At 50.1% G+C, this 19,070-nt stretch carries 15 protein-coding genes; 13 read left to right on the top strand and 2 right to left on the bottom strand.

Features of this window, described 5'->3' with window-relative positions:
• Positions 1-278: 278 nt before the first annotated feature.
• The 10 genes from proV (at position 279) to hflC (ending at position 12,472) form a co-directional block, all read left to right on the top strand.
• A complete protein-coding gene (gene proV, locus ACFQ0N_RS20700; protein WP_379329689.1) occupies positions 279-1,478 on the top strand; it encodes a glycine betaine/L-proline ABC transporter ATP-binding protein ProV in 1,200 nt (399 codons plus the stop codon).
• An 8-nt stretch (positions 1,479-1,486) separates the two neighbouring features.
• On the top strand, positions 1,487-2,320 hold the full coding sequence (locus ACFQ0N_RS20695) for an ABC transporter permease (RefSeq protein ID WP_379329791.1): 834 nt from the start codon (positions 1,487-1,489) through the stop codon (positions 2,318-2,320).
• Between the two features lie 15 nt (positions 2,321-2,335).
• On the top strand, positions 2,336-3,214 hold the full coding sequence (locus tag ACFQ0N_RS20690; RefSeq protein ID WP_379329687.1) for a glycine betaine ABC transporter substrate-binding protein: 879 nt from the start codon (positions 2,336-2,338) through the stop codon (positions 3,212-3,214).
• Between the two features lie 198 nt (positions 3,215-3,412).
• A complete protein-coding gene (locus ACFQ0N_RS20685; protein ID WP_379329685.1) occupies positions 3,413-4,384 on the top strand; it encodes an ABC transporter permease in 972 nt (323 codons plus the stop codon).
• 10 nt (positions 4,385-4,394) lie between these two features.
• Entirely contained in the window at positions 4,395-5,300 is a 906-nt protein-coding gene (locus tag ACFQ0N_RS20680) for a carbohydrate ABC transporter permease (RefSeq protein WP_379329682.1), read from the top strand.
• A gap of 73 nt (positions 5,301-5,373) precedes the next feature.
• Positions 5,374-7,029 carry an extracellular solute-binding protein gene (locus tag ACFQ0N_RS20675; RefSeq protein ID WP_379329680.1) on the top strand — a complete coding sequence of 552 codons (1,656 nt, stop codon included), beginning with the start codon at positions 5,374-5,376 and terminating at the stop codon, positions 7,027-7,029.
• A gap of 75 nt (positions 7,030-7,104) precedes the next feature.
• On the top strand, positions 7,105-8,871 hold the full coding sequence (locus ACFQ0N_RS20670) for a sensor histidine kinase (protein WP_379329678.1): 1,767 nt from the start codon (positions 7,105-7,107) through the stop codon (positions 8,869-8,871).
• A 23-nt stretch (positions 8,872-8,894) separates the two neighbouring features.
• On the top strand, positions 8,895-10,469 hold the full coding sequence (locus ACFQ0N_RS20665; RefSeq protein WP_379329676.1) for a response regulator transcription factor: 1,575 nt from the start codon (positions 8,895-8,897) through the stop codon (positions 10,467-10,469).
• Between the two features lie 120 nt (positions 10,470-10,589).
• Positions 10,590-11,606 (top strand): FtsH protease activity modulator HflK, encoded by a 1,017-nt coding sequence (gene hflK / locus ACFQ0N_RS20660; protein ID WP_379329674.1) that lies wholly within the window; start codon positions 10,590-10,592, stop codon positions 11,604-11,606.
• Entirely contained in the window at positions 11,606-12,472 is an 867-nt protein-coding gene (hflC, locus tag ACFQ0N_RS20655) for a protease modulator HflC (protein ID WP_379329672.1), read from the top strand. The genes hflK and hflC overlap by 1 nt, the downstream gene beginning before the upstream one ends.
• Before the next feature lie 86 nt (positions 12,473-12,558).
• Here hflC and ACFQ0N_RS20650 read toward each other — a convergent pair whose 3' ends face one another.
• Both ACFQ0N_RS20650 and ACFQ0N_RS20645 read right to left on the bottom strand, forming a co-directional pair.
• Positions 12,559-13,650: a GGDEF domain-containing protein gene (locus ACFQ0N_RS20650; protein WP_379329670.1), complete on the bottom strand. Its 1,092-nt coding sequence runs from the start codon at positions 13,648-13,650 to the stop codon at positions 12,559-12,561.
• 233 nt (positions 13,651-13,883) lie between these two features.
• The gene (locus ACFQ0N_RS20645; RefSeq protein WP_379329668.1) at positions 13,884-15,029 is read right to left on the bottom strand and encodes a virulence factor; all 1,146 of its coding nucleotides are present in this window, start codon (positions 15,027-15,029) and stop codon (positions 13,884-13,886) included.
• A 160-nt stretch (positions 15,030-15,189) separates the two neighbouring features.
• On the opposite strand from ACFQ0N_RS20645, the gene ACFQ0N_RS20640 reads away from it, so the two are divergent.
• The 3 genes from ACFQ0N_RS20640 to ACFQ0N_RS20630 all read left to right on the top strand — a co-directional run bounded on the left by ACFQ0N_RS20640 (position 15,190) and on the right by ACFQ0N_RS20630 (position 18,949).
• Positions 15,190-16,164, top strand: coding sequence for an MBL fold metallo-hydrolase (locus tag ACFQ0N_RS20640; RefSeq protein WP_379329666.1), 975 nt, complete (start codon positions 15,190-15,192; stop codon positions 16,162-16,164).
• 2 nt (positions 16,165-16,166) lie between these two features.
• Complete coding sequence (locus tag ACFQ0N_RS20635) at positions 16,167-17,228, top strand: Gfo/Idh/MocA family protein (protein WP_379329664.1); 1,062 nt, start codon at positions 16,167-16,169, stop codon at positions 17,226-17,228.
• A gap of 95 nt (positions 17,229-17,323) precedes the next feature.
• Positions 17,324-18,949 carry an ABC-F family ATP-binding cassette domain-containing protein gene (locus ACFQ0N_RS20630; RefSeq protein ID WP_379329662.1) on the top strand — a complete coding sequence of 542 codons (1,626 nt, stop codon included), beginning with the start codon at positions 17,324-17,326 and terminating at the stop codon, positions 18,947-18,949.
• The last annotated feature ends 121 nt before the right edge of the window (positions 18,950-19,070 follow it).

Below are 19,070 nucleotides of genomic sequence, written 5' to 3'. Positions count from 1 at the left end.
TTGCTGCTCAAACCTCTATAAAATGCTGCATTTCGAATCAGTATCATAATACTACTAAATTGTATTGAAACATAGCAAGCGCAAGATGTAAAGGCGGGAAGTCGGCAGGAATTGGGAGTATAACAGAGTATTCTTTATGTATTGTACGTAAAGTTAAAACTGTACAAACATTTTATACGGATATGAGCTTTGACGATACAAATTGCCAGCCGCTACACTTAAGTAGAGAAACAGGGGCATTTTGCCAACATGAATGTCCACAATTGAAGGAGGTTGTTATGCCAATACTAGAGGTCAAACAATTGACCAAAGTGTTCGGATCTGATCCGAAGCGGGCATTGCCATTACTTGAGCAAGGGTGGTCCAAAGAGAAGATTTTGCAGGAAAGTCGTCTTACTGTCGGTGTCAACCAGGCGTCATTTTCCATTGAACAGGGAGAAATCTTTGTCATTATGGGGCTGTCCGGGAGCGGTAAGTCTACGCTTGTGCGCTTGCTCAACCGGCTGATTGAGCCGACATCGGGTCAGGTGCTCTTTGAGGGGACGGATGTGCTTAAGATGAATCCTGAAGCGCTGCGGCAGTTCAGAAGGAAAAACATTGGCATGGTGTTTCAGAAATTTGGCTTGTTCCCGCACCGTACTGTGCTGCAAAATGCAGAATATGGTCTGGAAGTACAAGGCATACCCAAAAAAGAACGAACGGAAAAGGCGATGGAAGCATTAAGTCTGGTCGGATTAAACGGTTGGGAACATAGCCGCCCCGATCAGTTGAGCGGCGGCATGCAGCAGCGGGTCGGATTGGCGAGAGTGCTGGCCAATGATCCCGATATTTTATTGATGGATGAAGCTTTCAGCGCACTTGACCCGCTTATTCGCAAAGATATGCAGCAGGAGTTGGTAGAGCTGCAGAGCAAGATGCAAAAAACAATTGTTTTCATTACGCATGATTTGGATGAAGCGCTGCGAATCGGCGATCGGATCGCATTAATGAAGGATGGAACCGTCGTCCAGATCGGTACGCCGGAAGAAATACTTATTCAGCCGGCTAACAAATATGTGGAGCGCTTTGTCGAGGATGTCGATTTATCGAAAGTGCTGACAGCCGCTCACGTTATGCGGAAGCCTGAGACGGTTTCCATTGAAAGAGGACCGCGCGTCGCCTTGCAGCTTATGCGGGAAAGCGGCGTATCGAGTTTGTATGTTACCGATAAGAGCAAAAAGCTGATCGGGATCGTGACAGCGGATGACGCTGCGCAGGCGATTAAGGATGGCAGCGCCCTGGAAGCTGTCCTGCAGCTGGATGTTCCAAAGGTGCTGCCTGACATGCTGCTAAATGATATGTTTGACCTCATCTCGTCCACGCGATTGCCGGTCGCAGTCGTTGATGAGGACGAACGATTAAAGGGCATTGTCATTAAGGGCTCCGTTTTGTCGGCACTGGCTGGTAATGCTGTACCGGAAGCGGGGAATGGAATATGAGTATGAGTATGAATATCCCTAAGCTGCCGCTTGGGGAATGGATTGAAGCTTTGGAGCATTGGCTGACTGTTAATTTGAAGCCATTATTTGATTTTATTCGCTTGATCATTGGCTCGATGGTCGATGGACTGGAAGCAGCATTGACATTTATGCCTGCTTTGCTGCTTATTGTACTGCTTGCCGGTCTTGCCTATTGGTTGGCAGGCTGGAAAATTTCTTTATTTGCATTGCTTGGCTTGCTGTTAATTGATAATTTGGGCTATTGGGCGCAATCGATGCAATCATTGGCGCTCGTATTGGCCGCCTCGGCGCTGTCCATTCTGATTGGGATTCCAGTCGGCATTGCCTGTGCCAAAAACAACACATTTCGCAATATCGTTACCCCGATTTTGGATTTTATGCAGACGATGCCTGCATTTGTATATTTGCTGCCGGCCGTATCCTTTTTTTCGCTTGGAGTAGTTCCGGGGGTTATCGCTTCGATCATTTTTGCTATTCCGCCGACGATTCGTCTAACGAGTCTGGGCATTCGCCAAGTGCCAGAGGAACTGGTGGAGGCAGCGGACGCTTTCGGCTCCACACCTTCCCAAAAATTGTTTAAATTGCAGCTGCCTCTCGCTATGCCATCGATTATGGCGGGGATTAACCAGACGATTATGCTGTCGCTGTCGATGGTCGTCATCGCTTCGATGATCGGGGCGCAAGGCGTCGGCGCTTATGTCTACAGGGCGGTAACGCAGGCGAAGACTGGCGTCGGCTTTGAAGCGGGGATTGCGATCGTTATTATGGCGATCTTGCTTGACCGCCTGACGCAAAATGTGTTCAGAAAAAAGCAAAAATAAGGAGTGTTTTCTACATTGAAAAAATGGAGTTTACTGTTGTTGTCCGTCATATTCGTTGTTGGGATTGTTGCCGGCTGCTCAAGTAATGGCGGCAGCGGAGGCGATGCGGGAAAAACGATCAAGCTTGCCTATGTGGCTTGGGACTCTGAAATCGCCAGCACAAATGTTGTGCGTGAAGTGCTGGCGAAGAAGCTTGGCTACAAAGTAGAAATGCTGCAGGTGGATGCGGGGCCGATGTGGACAGGGGTCGCAGATGGCAGTGCCGATGCAATGGTCGCGGCTTGGCTGCCGGGCACGCATAACTCATATATGGAGAAATACGGGAACGACGTGGTCGATCTTGGGCCGAATTTGGACGGTACGAAGACCGGATTAGCCGTCCCAGCCTATATGGATATCGCTTCAATTGAAGATTTGTCCAAGCCGGAAGTGGCCGATATGCTGAAAAGTGAAATTATCGGTATTGAGCCAGGCGCTGGCATTATGATGGCCTCGGAAAAAATGCTGGAGGAATACGGGCTTGATTACAAGCTCGTAGAAAGCTCGTCAGCCGCAATGGCGCAGACGCTGCAAAAGGCATATGAGGCCAAGGAGCCAATTGTCGTGACAGGCTGGACGCCGCACTGGATGTTCGCCAAGATGGAGCTGAAATATTTGGACGATCCGAAGGGTGTGTATGGCGGCGCAGAGCAAATCCACACGATGGTTCGCAAAGGGCTGCAGGAAGATCAGCCGAAAGCTTATCAATTTTTGGATCAGTTCAATTGGACGCCGGAAGATATGGCGGCAGTCATGGTGGAAATTCAGGAAGGAGCCTCTCCTGAGGACGCCGCTGCCAAATGGGTAGAAGAGCATGCCGATCAAGTAGACAAATGGCTTGAAGGTATTCAATAGTTTTGTTTATAAGCAGCTCCTGCTGCCAGTCTTTAAAGACCGGCGGTGGGTGGTTGCTTTTTTTTGTTTCCCTTTGTGGGGTTTTCCTGTATTCAGAGGGGTTCGTTTCTATAATCACTCCGGTTGTTGAAGGAACGAGCCCGCGGGATAATGAAAGCACGATAGAAACAGGGCTAAAGCAATGGATTACAACGAGAGGTGAGTCACATCAAAACGATCTCAATGAACACAAACAGAGCGACAGCCGCGCCGCCACGGAAAAAATCGTACTTCCACAGACTCGGCAAGCAATACCAGCTGCTGCTGATGTCGGTACCTTTCATTCTCATTTTGGCTTTATTCAGCTACGTTCCGCTGTGGGGCTGGATTATGGCTTTCCAAAATTATTCAGTAGGCAAGGGCATCATGCGCAGCCCGTTTGTCGGCTTCGAAAAGTTCGTCCAGCTGTTCCAGGACGAAACATTCTACCATGTGCTAAGAAATACGCTAGCGATGAGCATGATGAGCTTGATCAGCGGTTTTATCGGCGCGATTGTACTGGCGCTGCTGCTGAACGAAGTGCGCAAGCATTTTTTCAAAAGAACGATTCAAACGATTACGTACATTCCGCATTTCGTATCGTGGGTCGTCATCGCCAACATCGTCCTGATTACGTTGTCTCCGGACGGCGGGATCGTCAACGATTTGCTGATGAAGTTCGGTATTATCGACCAGCCGATTTATTTTATGGCCAAAGGCACTTGGTTCTGGTTCATCCATACAGCAGCGGGTTTATGGAAGGAGCTCGGCTGGAGCACGATCATTTATTTGGCGGTATTGGCCGGCGTCAACTCTGAGCTGTATGAAGCGGCTGAAGTAGACGGTGCCGGACGCTTCCAGAAAATGTGGCACATTTCCATTCCTGGCATCTTGCCGACAGCCGTGCTGCTGTTGATTCTTTCGACGGGGAACATCATCGCAACAGGTTACGAATCGCAGTTCTTGCTCGGCAACGGTTTAGTCATTGACTACTCTCAAGTGCTTGACCTGTACGCACTCGATTATTCCTTCAGCATTGGTGAATATTCCTACGGGGTCGCGATCAGCATGTTCAAGTCGATCGTCAGCATTATCCTCGTCGTTGGGGTCAATTGGATTGCAAAAAAATTGACGGACGTCAAGGCGTTTTAAGAGAGGTGAAATGAACAACATGTTCCAAACGAGAAGTTTCGTAGACCGATTGTTTTCCGTATGTAACTACAGTTTCCTGACCATTCTGGGGATCGTAACACTATACCCGTTCGCCAATTTGCTTGCCGTTTCGTTAAACGAGTCGCTCGATACGCTGCGCGGAGGCATCTATCTCTGGCCCCGCAGTTTTACGCTGGAAAACTACAAAATTATTTTCCATAACGAAAGCTTGCTCTCGGCTACCTTCATGTCGATTTTGAGAACGGTGCTCGGCACCGTGCTATCGGTCATTTGCACGACGATGCTGGCATATACACTGAGCCGCAAGGAGTTCATGCTCCGCAAAGCGTTCAACTATATTCTGATCATCAGCATGTACGTGAACGGCGGTCTCATTCCTTATTATTTGTTGATTAAAGACCTGCACCTGAACAATACATTTCTTGTGTATATCATTCCGGGTCTGATCGGAGCCTTTAATGTCATCATCATTCGCAGTTATTTCGACCAATTGCCGGAAGGGATCATCGAGTCAGCACGGATGGACGGTGCGAACGACTTTCAAGTATTATTCCGTGTCATTCTGCCGATCAGCATGCCGGTTATTGCAACGATTACACTGTTCGTTTCGGTTGGCCATTGGAACTCCTGGATGGATAACTATTTGTACAATTCGAAAGCCAGTTTGTCGCTCTTGCAGTTCGAGCTGATGAAAATATTGATGCAGTCCGTGCAGCAGGTCACATCCGAAGCATCGACCTCTGGACGAATCGACCAGAACCTGCTCAACATGGTAACGCCGCAATCGATCCGCGCCAGCATGACGATCATTGTTACGGTACCGATCATGTTCGTATACCCGTTCATGCAGAAGTATTTCATTAAAGGCATTACCGTAGGCGCTATGAAAGAGTAGTCTTTCGATCTCCTCATTATCATCCAGGCCTCGTCTGATGATATAATAAAAATTTTCTAGGGGGAACATGCATATGAAGAAGAAATTATCGTTATCCGTCATGCTAGCATTTGCACTTGTCGTTGCCGGTTGCTCCAGCAATGACAAAACGGAAAGCGAAGGCAAGTCGCCGGATGGAGGCGCTGAAAGTGCCAGTCAGGTGAAGTATACTATCAACGTTCTGGACTCCAAGCTGACTTGGGACAACAACGTGTCGCAGAAGCTGACGGAAAAAACCGGCGTTTCGCTCGAATACGTGCCGATCGTCGGCGACCGCACCCAGAAGCTCGACCTGTGGCTTGCGGGAGAAGATTACCCGGAAATTATCATTATGCAGCCGAGACATATCGGCAAATACCGCGATGCGGGCGCCGTTATCCCGCTGGAGGACTTGATCGACCAATACGGTCCGAACATCAAGAAGAAATTCGGCAAATATTTCGATCTGCTGCGCGACGCGAACGGGCATATTTATTCGTTGTTCAGCCCGGTGCTGACAACGGAAACGCCTGCTACTGTGACAGGGGAATTTGCCGTTCAATTTGATGTGCTGAAGGAAGCCGGTTATCCGGAAGTGAAGACGTTGGATCAGCTTTTTGACGTGCTGCAAGCCTATTACAAGAAACATCCGACCATCGATGGGCAACCGACGATTCCGTTCTCCGGCATGGGCGGAGCGGACACCCCGGATTATATTTTGAACAACCCGGCATTTTATGCCGCCGGGACGCCGGACCATTCCTGGTTCTTGATTGATAAAGACAACAACGTGACGATGAACGTCACGTCCGATTACACGAAAAAATATTATCAGTTTTTGAACAAGCTTTACAATGCAGGCATGTTGGATAAAGAATTCTTCACGCTGAATGCAGAAGGCGCACAAGCGAAACTGGCGCAAGGACGCATTCTTGCAGGTTGGCTTCCTTCAGGGTTCAAAAGCGGGGCTGAAAATGCATTAAAAGCTTCGGGCAAACATGAGCGAATGTTAGCAAATTTTCCGATCATGTTCGATGAAAACATGGAATACCATACGAATGCGATAACATCGACGAACTCCAACAACAACTGGAGTATATCAAAAAACGCCAAACATCCGGAGCGCATCGTGCAATTCATCGACTATTTGCTGTCGGATGAAGGGCAAAAGCTAATTAACTGGGGGATCGAAGGCGTACATTACGATGTCAAAGACGGCAAACGCGTTCGCAATACGGACTATGCGGCCGAACTGGCGGCCAATCCGGATTTGGCCTACAAAGACGGCCCGTCCGGCCCGTACACATCCTTCACGATTGGCAACGGCGCCAAACTGGAGGACGGCGATTATGCAACGCCGCTGACGAAGGATTACGTGGCAAGCCAATACGATGTTGCAACAAAAGAAATATTGGCTAAATACGGCAAGCAAGTATGGGCCGACTTCTTGCCGCAGCCGGAAGTCATTCCCGCTTATATTTGGCAGCTGAACGAACCGACGGAAGGCCGCGCGGAAATGAAGCGGGTCGAGCAAGTATACAAAAAAGAGTCGCCGAACATTATTTTCTCCAAGGACGCCGCGGAATTCGAAGCAAGATGGAACGCTTATGTCGAGCAAGCGAAAAAAGCGGGTACCGAAAAAGTCGAAAAAGCTTATACAGCCGTTTGGAAAAATTATATCGATCAGTATAATAAAGCGGTAGGCCAATAAAAACGGTAGCCTCACACCCTGAAATTGTCAAAGGGTGTGGGGCTCTTTGGCTGCATAACAAAGGGGAGGACTCAGGTGAGTATACGAAGCAAGCTGTTTATTACGAACACAATCGTCGTTTTACTGCTGTTGGGTTCGTTAACCTTCTTCATGACCGATTACAGCAACAACATTATTTTCAAAAAAATCGAGGAAAACTCGCGTTATTCCGTCTCCCAGCTGTCGCAAAACTTCGATAATTTGCTGCAATCGTACGAACAAGTGATGGATTTTCTGTATACAAACGAATATTTGCAGGATCGTCTTATGGCCTCCTACGACTCGTTTCCGGAGGCGCAAAAAATGTATTTCGAAACGGTTGATCCGCTGCTTAGGTCGGTCCGTGGCTCCAAGGAGGTTATTCAATTTACGTTTTATACCGAAAATCCGATGCTAGAGTTCGCGGGCTTTCAGAAGATTACCGATGCGGTAAAGGCGTCTCCGTGGTATAAGGCTTATCATACGAATCCGAAAGCCGTCCGTTTATGGTGGCCGGTCGTATACGACCCGTTCAAAAAAATCGGCACGATCTCGTTGACGCAGCGTCTGAACAACCTGAGTCCGAACGCGGAGCTGTATGTCACGCTGGAGGTGGATGTGCGCTTACTCTATAACCTAATCGCCAGCGAAAATAGGGATAACCGGTTTATTGCCGCGCTGCCGGATGGCAGCATCCTGATGGACAGCCACAACCGGGGCGGGTTCGGCGATAATTTGAACCGGGAGTGGTTTGCGGACAAGCTTGCCGGTCAAGATTCGGGCAGCGTTTTCGTCGAAAATGAAGGACGCTCATATCTGCTTGTTTATCAGACGCTGCAATCACGCAGCAGCTTACGCGGCATCAAGGTGATGTCCCTGATTCCCGCCGATTCGCTGCTGGAGAATGCGAATGAACTGAAGCGGGTAGCGATCATCCTGCTCATTACTGCCGTGCTTGTCACGATGATCGTCATTTATATCATTTCCCAGCGTCTGACCAAAGGATTGATGGTACTGGCGAGCGGCATGAAAAGCGTTAATATGGAGCAGCTGAAGCCGATCGCGGAAATTAAAGGAAATGATGAGGTTAGCGCCTTGGGATATATATTCAACGGTATGATTGCCCGGATGTCCCGGCTGATTACGGAAGTGTACCAATCGGAAATCAATAACAAAGAGCTGGAGCTCAAGACGAGGGAGTCCGAGCTATACGCATTGCAGACGCAAATCAATCCCCATTATTTGTACAATACGCTGAACGCCATCCGCGGCAATTTGCTGGAGAAAGGCGACAAGCAAAATGCCGAGATGGTCAAGCTGCTCGCGCAGTCGTTCCGCAATGTGCTCAACAAAGGCGGCCAAATGATTACGCTGAATGAAGAGCTCGACATCATCGATACGTATTTGAAGATTCAGTCTTTCCGATTTGCCGAACGCCTTGTATATACGATCCATATCTCCAAAGAGCTGCAGCACTACAAAATCCCCCGGTTGTCGCTGCAAACGCTGGTCGAGAACGCCATCGTACATGCACTGGAAAAAAACGAGGGGCAAACCGTCATTACGATCCGGGCGGATATCGTTGATGCGGACACGTATTGCATTTATGTCGAGGACAACGGTCTTGGCATGTCGCCGGAAAGGCTTGCCGAGGTACAAGAGTGGCTGAACGACGTGACCGATGCGGCGGGCGAGAAGCATATCGGGCTTCGCAACATTCAGCAGCGGCTGCAGCATATATACGGCGCAAAGTACGGCTTGCGGGTCGAAAGCGCGTTAGGCGCCGGCACGAAAGCGATCCTGCTGCTTCCAGTATCGGAATAAGTCCAAGGAGGGCAAAAAGAGACATGTTAAACGTTCTGTTGGTTGACGATGAGCCCGGTGCGATTAAAGCGATGAAATATTTGCTCGATTGGGAGCAACACGGCTTTGTAGTTGCGGGAGAGGCGGCGAACGGCAGGCAGGCGATCGAACTGCTGGAGCAGCACGTCTACGCGCTGATGGTAACCGATATCCGGATGCCTGGTTTGTTTGGTCTGGAGCTGATCAAGCGCATTCGCCAGTTTTCGCAAATTCCGATTATCGTCATGAGCGGATACAAAGAATTCGATTACGTGAAGGAATGCATGAAATACGGCGTGAAGGACTATTTGCTCAAGCCTGTGGCCGAGGAGGATTTAAGCCGGCTGCTGATGACGATCAAATCGGAAATATCGCATGAGACGCTGCTGCACAAGCAGCTGTACCATGGCATTCCCGCCATGCGGGACCAGATGCTGAAGCGTTGGGTGCATGGATACGTGCGAGACGAGGAAATCGAAGACCAATTTCGAATGATGTATATGAACACGGAAGGCTGTAGCAGCGTTTGCTGTTTGGTCGTCGAGATGGACTTTATGGACACGGTCGATTCCTTCTGGACCGATTCCGAAATCCAGATCAAACGCTTTGCGGCCCGCAACGTTATGGAAGAGGTCATCGGCTCTGCGGGTTATTTGTTCGAAGAATCTGAGGATCGATTTGGCTTGGTCTTGTTGGGCGATGACAATACCGATGAGCGGGTAGTCATCGCCATTGCCGAAGCAATGCGCGACAATGTGATTAATTACGCGAAGGTATCCGTAACGATCGGTATCGGAGATATCGTAAACGCTTATAAAGATGCGGTCAAATCGTTTTATTCCGCCGAAAAAATGCTGGAACGCAAATTTTTTCTCGGGCAGGAATCGATTATCGCAAGCAGTGCGTTTGCCGGCGAATTCCGGCGCAACGACTTGGCCGGCGTGCAGGAGGTTCAGCATATTCTCCAAGCCGTGCTGCATGGCGAAAAAGAGGAGTGCCGCCGTCTGCTGCAGCTGCAGATGGAACGTTTTGCTGCAGCCGAAGCATCCAAATCGCTTGTTCGTTCCACCGTGCTGGAGCTGTTTGCCGGGTTGTTCCATCTGGTACGGGAGAAAGGAGGCAGCCTGGAGAAGGCGTTCGACTCCGATCGCAGCGATTACAGGATCATCGTGGATTCCAAAACGATGCAGCAGCTGTTCGATTACGCCGCGCAAAGATGCATCGAAGTCATTAGTCTGCTTGACGCGGCCAAGCCGTCTCAGCCTGCGACGACGATGGAGACCGTGAAAAAAATCGTGAACGACGACTATGGCACCAACTTGAGCTTAAAGAGCATCGCGGAGCAGATTTATATGAACCCCGCTTATCTCGGGCAGCTGTTTAAATCCAATGAAGGCATTTCGTTCAACGATTATTTGATGCGGGTCCGGATGGAGCGCGCCAAGCAGTTGCTCCGCAGCACGGACAAAAAGGTATACGAAATCGCGCTGGAGGTCGGGTACCGGGAATTGGACTGGTTTTACAAGAAATTCAAGGAATATTCAGGGGTCAGCCCAAGCGAGTATCGCGCCGCGCAATAACGCAATAGGATTGATGGCGGTGAGCGGGCAACTTTACTTCCATCCATCCGAAACAATTGAAACGGATGTGAAAGTTTTTCGTAACAGTAATAGACAAGAGAGAAGAAAGGAGCAATTATTATGTTGCATGGTGTACCGAAGCCGGAGCCGAGCAAGTCGCCGCAATTGCCGCCAGGGATTGTGAAAAAAATCCTTATCGGCGTAGCTATTGTTGCTATCCTTGGCTGGGGAAGTACGATGTTTTATACAGTTCAGGAGCAGGAGAAGGCCGCTATTTTAACCTTCGGCAAATATACAGGCGAAAGCGATGCCGGTCTGGGCTTCAAATGGCCCTATCCGATCCAGCAGGTTATTAAAGTACCTGCAAAATTAACGCAAAAGATTCAGATTGGTTATCGTCAGGAAGGCAGCAAGATGGACTCGCATGATGATGAATCGATGATGATTACAGGCGATGAGAACATTGTATCCGCTGATGCAGTAGTTACATGGCGGATTAGCAATATTCATGATTTTCTTTATAATATCGATGATCCGGAACGTTTCTTGCGCAACTCGGCCAGCTCGGCTATCCGTTCTGTAATCGGCGCTTCCAAGCTGGATTATGCGATTACGGACGGGAAGACGGAAATTCAATCCAAAGTGTATGAAAAGCTTGTTGAGATGCATCAGAAATATGAAACAGGCATTCAAATCGTCGACTTGAAATTCCAGGATATTGAGCCGCCGGGCGGCGAAGTGGAAGAAGCCTTCCGTGAAGTTACGAATGCGCGCGAGGAAAAAAACACGAAAATTAATAATGCGATGAAATATGAAAACGACCGCATTCCGAAGGCGAGAGGCGAAGCGCAGGCGCTGCTGGAAAATGCTGAAGCACAGAAGCAATCCCGTATTTTGAATGCGCAGGGTGATGTTGCCAAATTTAATGCGATCTATTCCCAGTATAAAGTCAATCCGGCTGTTACAGAGAGCCGTCTTATTCTGGAGACATTGGAGAAGATCCTGCCAAAGGCAAAAATCTTTATTTCCGATGGAGCTGGCGACACGGTAAAATATTTGCCGTTAAATGAAATGATGCGCGGCGGGGCAGGCTCTGCGGCTAAACCTGATGCTGGCGCGAAAGGAGCGACACCATAATGAAGAAATCAATGGTTGGCCTCATTGCGGCGGTTGTTGTTGTCGTCATCCTATTCGGAGCATCTGCTTACATCGTCAAAGAGGGCGAGTACAAGGTTGTCATGAAATTCGGCGAGGCGGTGCGTGTAAGCGAATCGCCAGGGATGAAGTTTAAATTGCCGTTTATCGAGAGTGTGCAGTCCTTGCCAAAGTATCAAATGACATACGAAAGTACGCCGACTCCGATTTTGACGCGCGACAAGAAGCCGATCAATGTCGATAACTACACGGTCTGGCGGATCGTCGATGTGCAAAAGTTTTTGCAATCGCTCCAGTCGGTAAGCTCCGGCGTGCAGCGGATCGATGAGGCGGTCTACAATACCGTGCGGCGCAAGCTGTCAGAAGTGGACTATGACAATATTATTAGTGAAAATACAGCCCGCGGCAATATCAATGATGAAATTACAAAAGAAGTGGCGGCAGCTGTTGAACGTGACAATTACGGCATAAAAATTATCGATGTGCGCATTAAGCGGACTGATCTGCCGGATAGCAACAAGCAAAGTGTATTCAACCGGATGATCTCTGACCGCCAGTCGATTGCGGCGCGTTATTTATCTGAAGGGGACGAAGAGTCGCGTAAAATTACGTCCAAGGCGGATCGTACAGCAGTAGAGTTGATGGCTAAAGCGGAAGCGGACGCGAAGAAAATTATTGCGCAGGGCGAGGCTGAGGCGGCAAAAATCTATAACGAAGCTTATGGCAAGGATCCAAAGTTCTACAATCTGTATCGTACTTTGGAAAGCTACGTCACTACGCTGCAAAATGAACCTGTCATCATTTTGCCGATCGATTCGCCATATACCAAAATATTGTTAGGGAAGTAAGCGAGGCTTTGCAGACAAGGGCACCTGTTACAGGGTGCCTTTTTTGTATCTGCAAAGTGAGGAAATCATTCCAGATATGGAGGCCCTCACTTTGCAGATACATCTACGACACGATCTTTGCCATTTCGTTTGGCGGTATAGAGACAGCGGTCTGCCTGATTGAACCAGACGTCCTTTGGCGTCCCTTTTTTATATCTGGCAACGCCGATGCTGACGGTCAAGGAACGGCCGGGCATCTCGGGAATTTCGGTTTCACGAAACATTCTGAGCAATCTGTAGCAAAGCTCCATCGTTTCGTTGTGATCCTTTTCAATGAATAAAATGGCAAATTCCTCTCCGCCGTAGCGGAAGGCGTAGTCCCCAGGGTCAAGGAAGGCCGTCAGTCTTTCTCCGACTGTACGCAGCACCTGATCTCCGACAAGATGGCCGTAAGTATCATTAATATTTTTGAAATCGTCGATATCCAGCAAGGCAAGCTCCATCCGTACATCAGGCGACAGGGAGGAGACCAGATAATCGGTATGCTCCTGAAATGTGCGGTGATTGTATAATGCTGTCAGAGCATCGATTTTGGACAGCCGATCCTTTTGCACACTTTGCGCAAACAGCTCCTTCTCCCGGTCCATGGAGCGCTTCAAATTTTGCAGCAGATAAATGCCGCGGCTCATAATGACAAAGCTGATAAAGGTAGCCGCGGATATGACGACTATAGATGTAATGATCTCAAAGCTTGTCGGGGCTGTATCTCTGGCCATATCCAGCAAATACAGAGCAGACATCACGATAAAGGCTGAAGATGACGCGTAGGCAATTTTTCGGCTATCATAATAAATGGCTGACATAATGATCGGGAAACAGAGCACTTCATATTTGCTATATAATTCCGGTATGAAAAGTAAAAAGATAACGATGATCAGCATTGCAGTCGTAATGACAGTATAGGCTCCTCCTCGTTTGAAGTAATGGAGTGAAAAATAGCCGATCCCCATCACACTCAGCAAGGCAACTGTCGGCACCGTTTGAATCCAGATTAAAAAATGGGTGAGTGTATGAGGCTTCGTAATAAGCACGACGACCAGACTAATCATGCTGCCGGCCAAATAAATGGCAATAATCCACCAGAAGAGGTGGAGAAGCTTTCGATTCCACTCGCTGTCATTGGCTGAAAGCTGCTTCAAGAAACGCAAGACTCCTTTCCTTAAGCGATTATGTATAGCATCTGCTATAGTGGGATAGCTTCATCATAAGCGCGAACCCGGGAATTATCAACTAGAACCGTTAGCGATTCGTATATTACAGCTATCAGACGTAACATGGGTGGAAGAAGTTTCAACAGCGCCTGTGAAAAGCAAGCGCAGGTAAGCGGCAGCCCCTTTTTTCGCATGGAAGAAAAGAGCTGCGGCTTATCCGGTTAATCGCGCTTACGCGCAGTCATCTGCTGCCATACGGAGCCCGCAGCTTCCTCACCGCGTTCAATCCGCTCCAGTGCCATCCTTGCCTGCAAGCGGACCTCGAATTCCGGGTCGTTAATGGCCTCCTGCAGTGCCGGCAAGGCGGTCTCATCGCCTATTTCGTACAGGAAGCGGGCGGCCCGCCAGCGGACAAGCTTATTGCGGTCCTGCATGGCTTCGGCCATAGGGGCGATCGCCGCCGGATCGCCAAGATCAGATAAAGTGTCACCGGCAGTACGGCGTACAGCAGCGGATTTGTCCTTCAAAGCCGTGAATAAATGCGGCAGCGCTTCCGAGATCCGCAAATCGCCCAGATATACAACCGCAAGCCGCCGGATGGATACATTGTCATCGTGGAGCGCTTGCGCCAAAATCGGCAGCATCTCAGGCTGAGGGACTGTGCGGTCCAGCGCTTCATAACGCACGCTCCAATCGGGAGAAGCCATCCGCTCGGCAAGCTGCCCGGCATTAAGCGGCTCCGGACGTATAGCGGCGGCAGCTGCACCGCCCTCTCCGCTTTCTGCTCCTTGAGCTGCAGCGGCGGCGACAAGCTCGTCCAGCCGCTCCTGCGGATAGGCGGCGTCCAGCTCCCTCACGATCTCGTCGGCGATTTCCTGCGGCTCGCCATAGCGGACGCCAAGCTCCTCCAGCTTGCGCTCGCGAATCATAGTGGCAGCGGCAGCGGCCGTTACCGCCTCAGCGAAGCGTTCCGGCATTGCGGCTCGTACTTCAGAATCGCCGTATCTGACGCGAATTTGCATGGGGATGCCGCGGTACAGCTGGACAAAAGCATGAGCTTCTCCGAAGCTGTCAGCCGCTATATCGGATGATGAATCGCCGCTGCGATCATCGGCATGCAAAATCGTGCGTGCTTCTGCCAAAATGCGCTCCCAGTCTCCGCCTGGCCTGCGATCAAGCGCGATAAAATCAGCTGTGCGAAACAGCCCGCGCACTCCGTCGATTTGCAGCAGATTGCGCAATATGTCAGGCGCCTGACCGGCATCTGCAGCGACATAGCTGAACCTTTGACCGTAAGGCAGCTTCTCGTCCACGTTCAATTTCATCGTATTGGGGCTTGGTGTTGGTTCAATATATAATAGACGCATGGTAATAACCTCCTTCTTATTATATAGTGTATCGAAAAACAATGTCAGATGCTAATCCCACTTGTACAGGCATTGCACTGAGCGCTGCAGGTTGGTATCTTAGAAGACAGAAGGCTTGCTCCGTTTTTAACGGCAGCAGGAAGGAGGAAAGCCTGCACATATGCGTTATGAGAATATGGATCCTGCCGCAAGGGTGAAATCTTACGCAGATATAAGGCGCTGGCGGCGGGAACGAGCGAATAGGATGCGCTCCAAAGATTTTTCCTGGATTGTGCCGTCAGCAGCGCCTGAACTGGACTACTTGCACCGCAATGACAAGGAGCCGACAGTTACTTGGATTGGTCATTCTACCTTTTTACTTCAGCATTCAGGTCTTAATATTGTCACTGACCCGGTATGGGCGAGGCGGATGGCTTTGCAAAAAAGGCTGAGCAGCCCTGGCATCGCATTAGCGGATATGCCGCCGATCGATATTGTGCTGCTGTCGCATTCGCATTATGATCATCTCCACATGCAGTCGCTCAAGCGGCTAGGAGGCAAGCCGGCGATTGTTGTACCTGCCGGACTGGCGGCCAAGCTGCGCCGCAAGGGCTTCCCATCCGTTATTGAGCTTGGATGGTGGCAATCGGCTGTTATCGGCGCTGTCAAAATTACATTTGTGCCCGCGCAGCATTGGACGCGGAGAACGCTCACCGATACGAACCGTTCGCATTGGGGCGGCTACATACTGGAGCCGGCGCAAAAACAGGACGAAGCTATGCAGCCGACGATGTATTTTGCCGGAGACAGCGGATATTTTAATGGCTTTAAGATGATTGGCGAACGCTTCGACATCGATATCGCTTTAATGCCAATCGGCGCATACGAGCCGGAATGGTTCATGGGGCCGCAGCATGTCACGCCGGAGGAAGCGCTGCAGGCGTTCGCGGACGTGGGCGCGAAGCTTTTTGTACCGATGCATTACGGCGCGTTCCGGCTTGCGGATGATACGCCCAGGGAGGCGCTGGATCGGCTGGAGGCAGAGCGCCAACGGCTGGGACTGGCGGCCGAGCGGATCTGCGTACTGCCGCTGGGCGAGACGCTGCGGCTGCAGCCAAGCGGGACAACAAACATCGATGAGGATGGTGGACAATAACAATGGAACAAGTCAAGATGGGTGTTATTGGAGCAGGAGCGATCGGCGATTTGCATATGGGAGCTTTTCGCCAGCTGGAAGGAGTAGAGGTGGCGGCGATTACCGATACTTACCTGCCGCAGGCGGAGAAACGAGCCGAGGAGCATGGGATTGGCAAGGTGCACGAAAGCCCGGAGGCGCTGCTCGCCGATCCGGAGATCGATGCCGTTGTCGTTGCTGTGCCGAACAAATTTCATGCGCCGCTGGCCATTGAAGCGCTGCGCCAGGGCAAGCATGTGCTGCTGGAGAAGCCGATGTCTGTGAATGCAGAGACGGCGCGGCAAATCGTAGAGGCCAAGGAGGGCTCCGGCAAGCAGCTTATGCTGTCGCATCAAAAGCGCTTTGAAGGAATTTCTCTGGCCCTGAAGCAGGAGATTGACAAGGGCCGCTTCGGACAAATCTATCATGCCAAAACGGGATGGCTGCGCAAAAAAGGCATTCCGGGCTGGGGATCATGGTTTACGAGAATGGATGAAGCGGGCGGCGGGCCGTTAATCGACATCGGCGTTCATATGCTCGATTTGACGTTATATTTGATGGGCAATCCGCGGCCGATTTCCGTTTATGGCTCCACCTATGCCGAGTTTGGCCCGCGCAAGCAGGGAATCGGCGATTGGGGGACGCCGAACTGGGAGGGCTACTATGATGTAGAGGATCTGGCTTCGGCGCTCATTAAATTCGATAACGGGGCTTCCTTGTCGCTTGATGTAAGCTGGGCAGCGCATGCTGCCGGTCTGAGCGACGAGCCGTACGTACATTTAATGGGAACAGAGGGCGGCGCTTCGATTATCGGCAATACGGGCAAAACAGTAGCTCATAAAAATAATATGGTCGTAGAATCGAAGCTGGCGCCGATCGAAGGCGAGGACTCTCGCATGCTGCTAAGCAAGCATTTTATTGCGTGCATTCGCGAAAACCGCGAGCCAATTATTTCGGCATTATCAGGCTATACGAACAATCGGATATTGGATGCCATTTATGAATCCTCGCGAACAGGCAATGAAGTGAAGCTTAATTGGGATTAATGCGGCATCGAATCCGCCATTTGACAGACATTTGAGCGTATTTGTGCTATAATGAGCCGATATACGATAATTTGAGAAGGACGGGATTACGCACAATGATTAGTACAAGCGGCGTGACGCTTCGTTATGGGAAGCGCGCGTTATTTGAAGATGTAAATATTAAATTTACACCAGGCAACTGCTACGGTCTGATTGGTGCGAATGGCGCCGGCAAATCGACCTTTCTGAAGATTTTATCCGGCGAAGTAGAGCAGACGAACGGTGAAGTGCATATTACACCAGGCGAGCGGCTGGCCGTATTGAAGCAGAACCATTACGAATATGACGATTTTCAAGTGCTGGAAACGGTCATTATGGGGCACAAGAAGCTCTATGATGTCATGAAAGAGAAGGATGCCATCTATATGAAGGCAGACTTTAGCGACGAGGATGGCATGCGCGCCGGTGAGCTGGAAGCAGAATTTGCCGAGATGAACGGCTGGGAAGCTGAGTCGGAAGCGGCTGGCATGCTGAACGGCCTGGGCATCCCTCCGGAATTGCATGATAAGAAGATGGCTGAGCTGACCGGCAATGAGAAGGTACGCGTATTGCTGGCGCAAGCGCTGTTCGGCAGTCCGAATATTTTGCTGCTTGACGAGCCTACGAACCATCTGGATATGCAGTCGATCGAATGGCTGGAAAATTTCCTGACCGGCTATGAAGGCACGGTTATTGTCGTATCCCATGACCGTCACTTCCTGAACCAGGTTTGTACGCATATTGCCGATATCGACTTTGGCAAAATCCAAATGTATGTCGGCAACTATGACTTCTGGTATGAGTCGAGCCAGCTCGCTTTGCAGCTGATGCGCGACCAGAACAAGAAGAAGGAAGATAAGATTAAAGAATTGCAAGCGTTTATTCAACGCTTTAGCGCGAACAAGTCGAAAGCGAAGCAGGCGACCTCCCGTAAGAAATTGCTGGATAAAATTTCGCTTGATGACATTCGCCCATCTAACCGGAAATATCCGTTTATTCACTTTAAGCCGGAGCGCGAGGCAGGCAAGCAATTGCTGCTGATTGAAGGCTTGGTTAAAACGGTCGAAGGCGAAAAACTGATTGACAATTTGACGCTGACCGTCAATAAAGGCGATAAAATTGCGCTCGTAGGCCCGAATACATTGCCGAAGACGGCCCTGTTCCAAATCCTGACGGGGGAAACGGAGGCGGATAGCGGCACTTATCAATGGGGCGTTACGACAACGCAAGCCTATTTCCCAAAAGACAACTCCGCATACTTCGACGGGGTGGAAATGACGCTGGTAGATTGGCTGCGCCAATATTCCAAGGACCAGGATGAGTCGTTTATCCGCGGCTTCCTCGGCCGCATGCTCTTCTCTGGCGATGAAGCATTGAAGAAAGCGAGCGTGCTGTCCGGCGGCGAGAAGGTGCGCTGTATGCTGTCGAAGATGATGCTGTCCGGTTCCAACGTTCTGCTCATGGATGAACCGACGAACCATCTTGATTTGGAGTCGATTACAGCGCTCAACAATGGCTTGATCGATTTTGACGGTACATTAATCTTCACCTCGCATGACCATCAGTTCGTGCAGACGATTGCCAACCGGATTATCGAGATTACACCAAATGGCATCATCGATCGCATGATGACTTATGACGAATATTTGGAGAACGCGGAAATCCGCGAGCTCCGCGCGAAAATGTATCCGGCCGAGCAGTAGGCGGTTATAATGAGCAAAAAGAACCTGGACGTACGGAAGGTATGCCGCGTCGAGGTTCTTTTTGCTGGCAAAAACCCCGTCTTAGGCCGCGTGCTTTTAGCGGTTGGTTTGTGGTAAAATA

This window comes from Paenibacillus sp. GCM10027626 (assembly GCF_042676285.1).
Taxonomy (GTDB): domain Bacteria; phylum Bacillota; class Bacilli; order Paenibacillales; family Paenibacillaceae; genus Paenibacillus_Z.
This window is presented reverse-complemented; position numbering and strand designations above follow the sequence as displayed.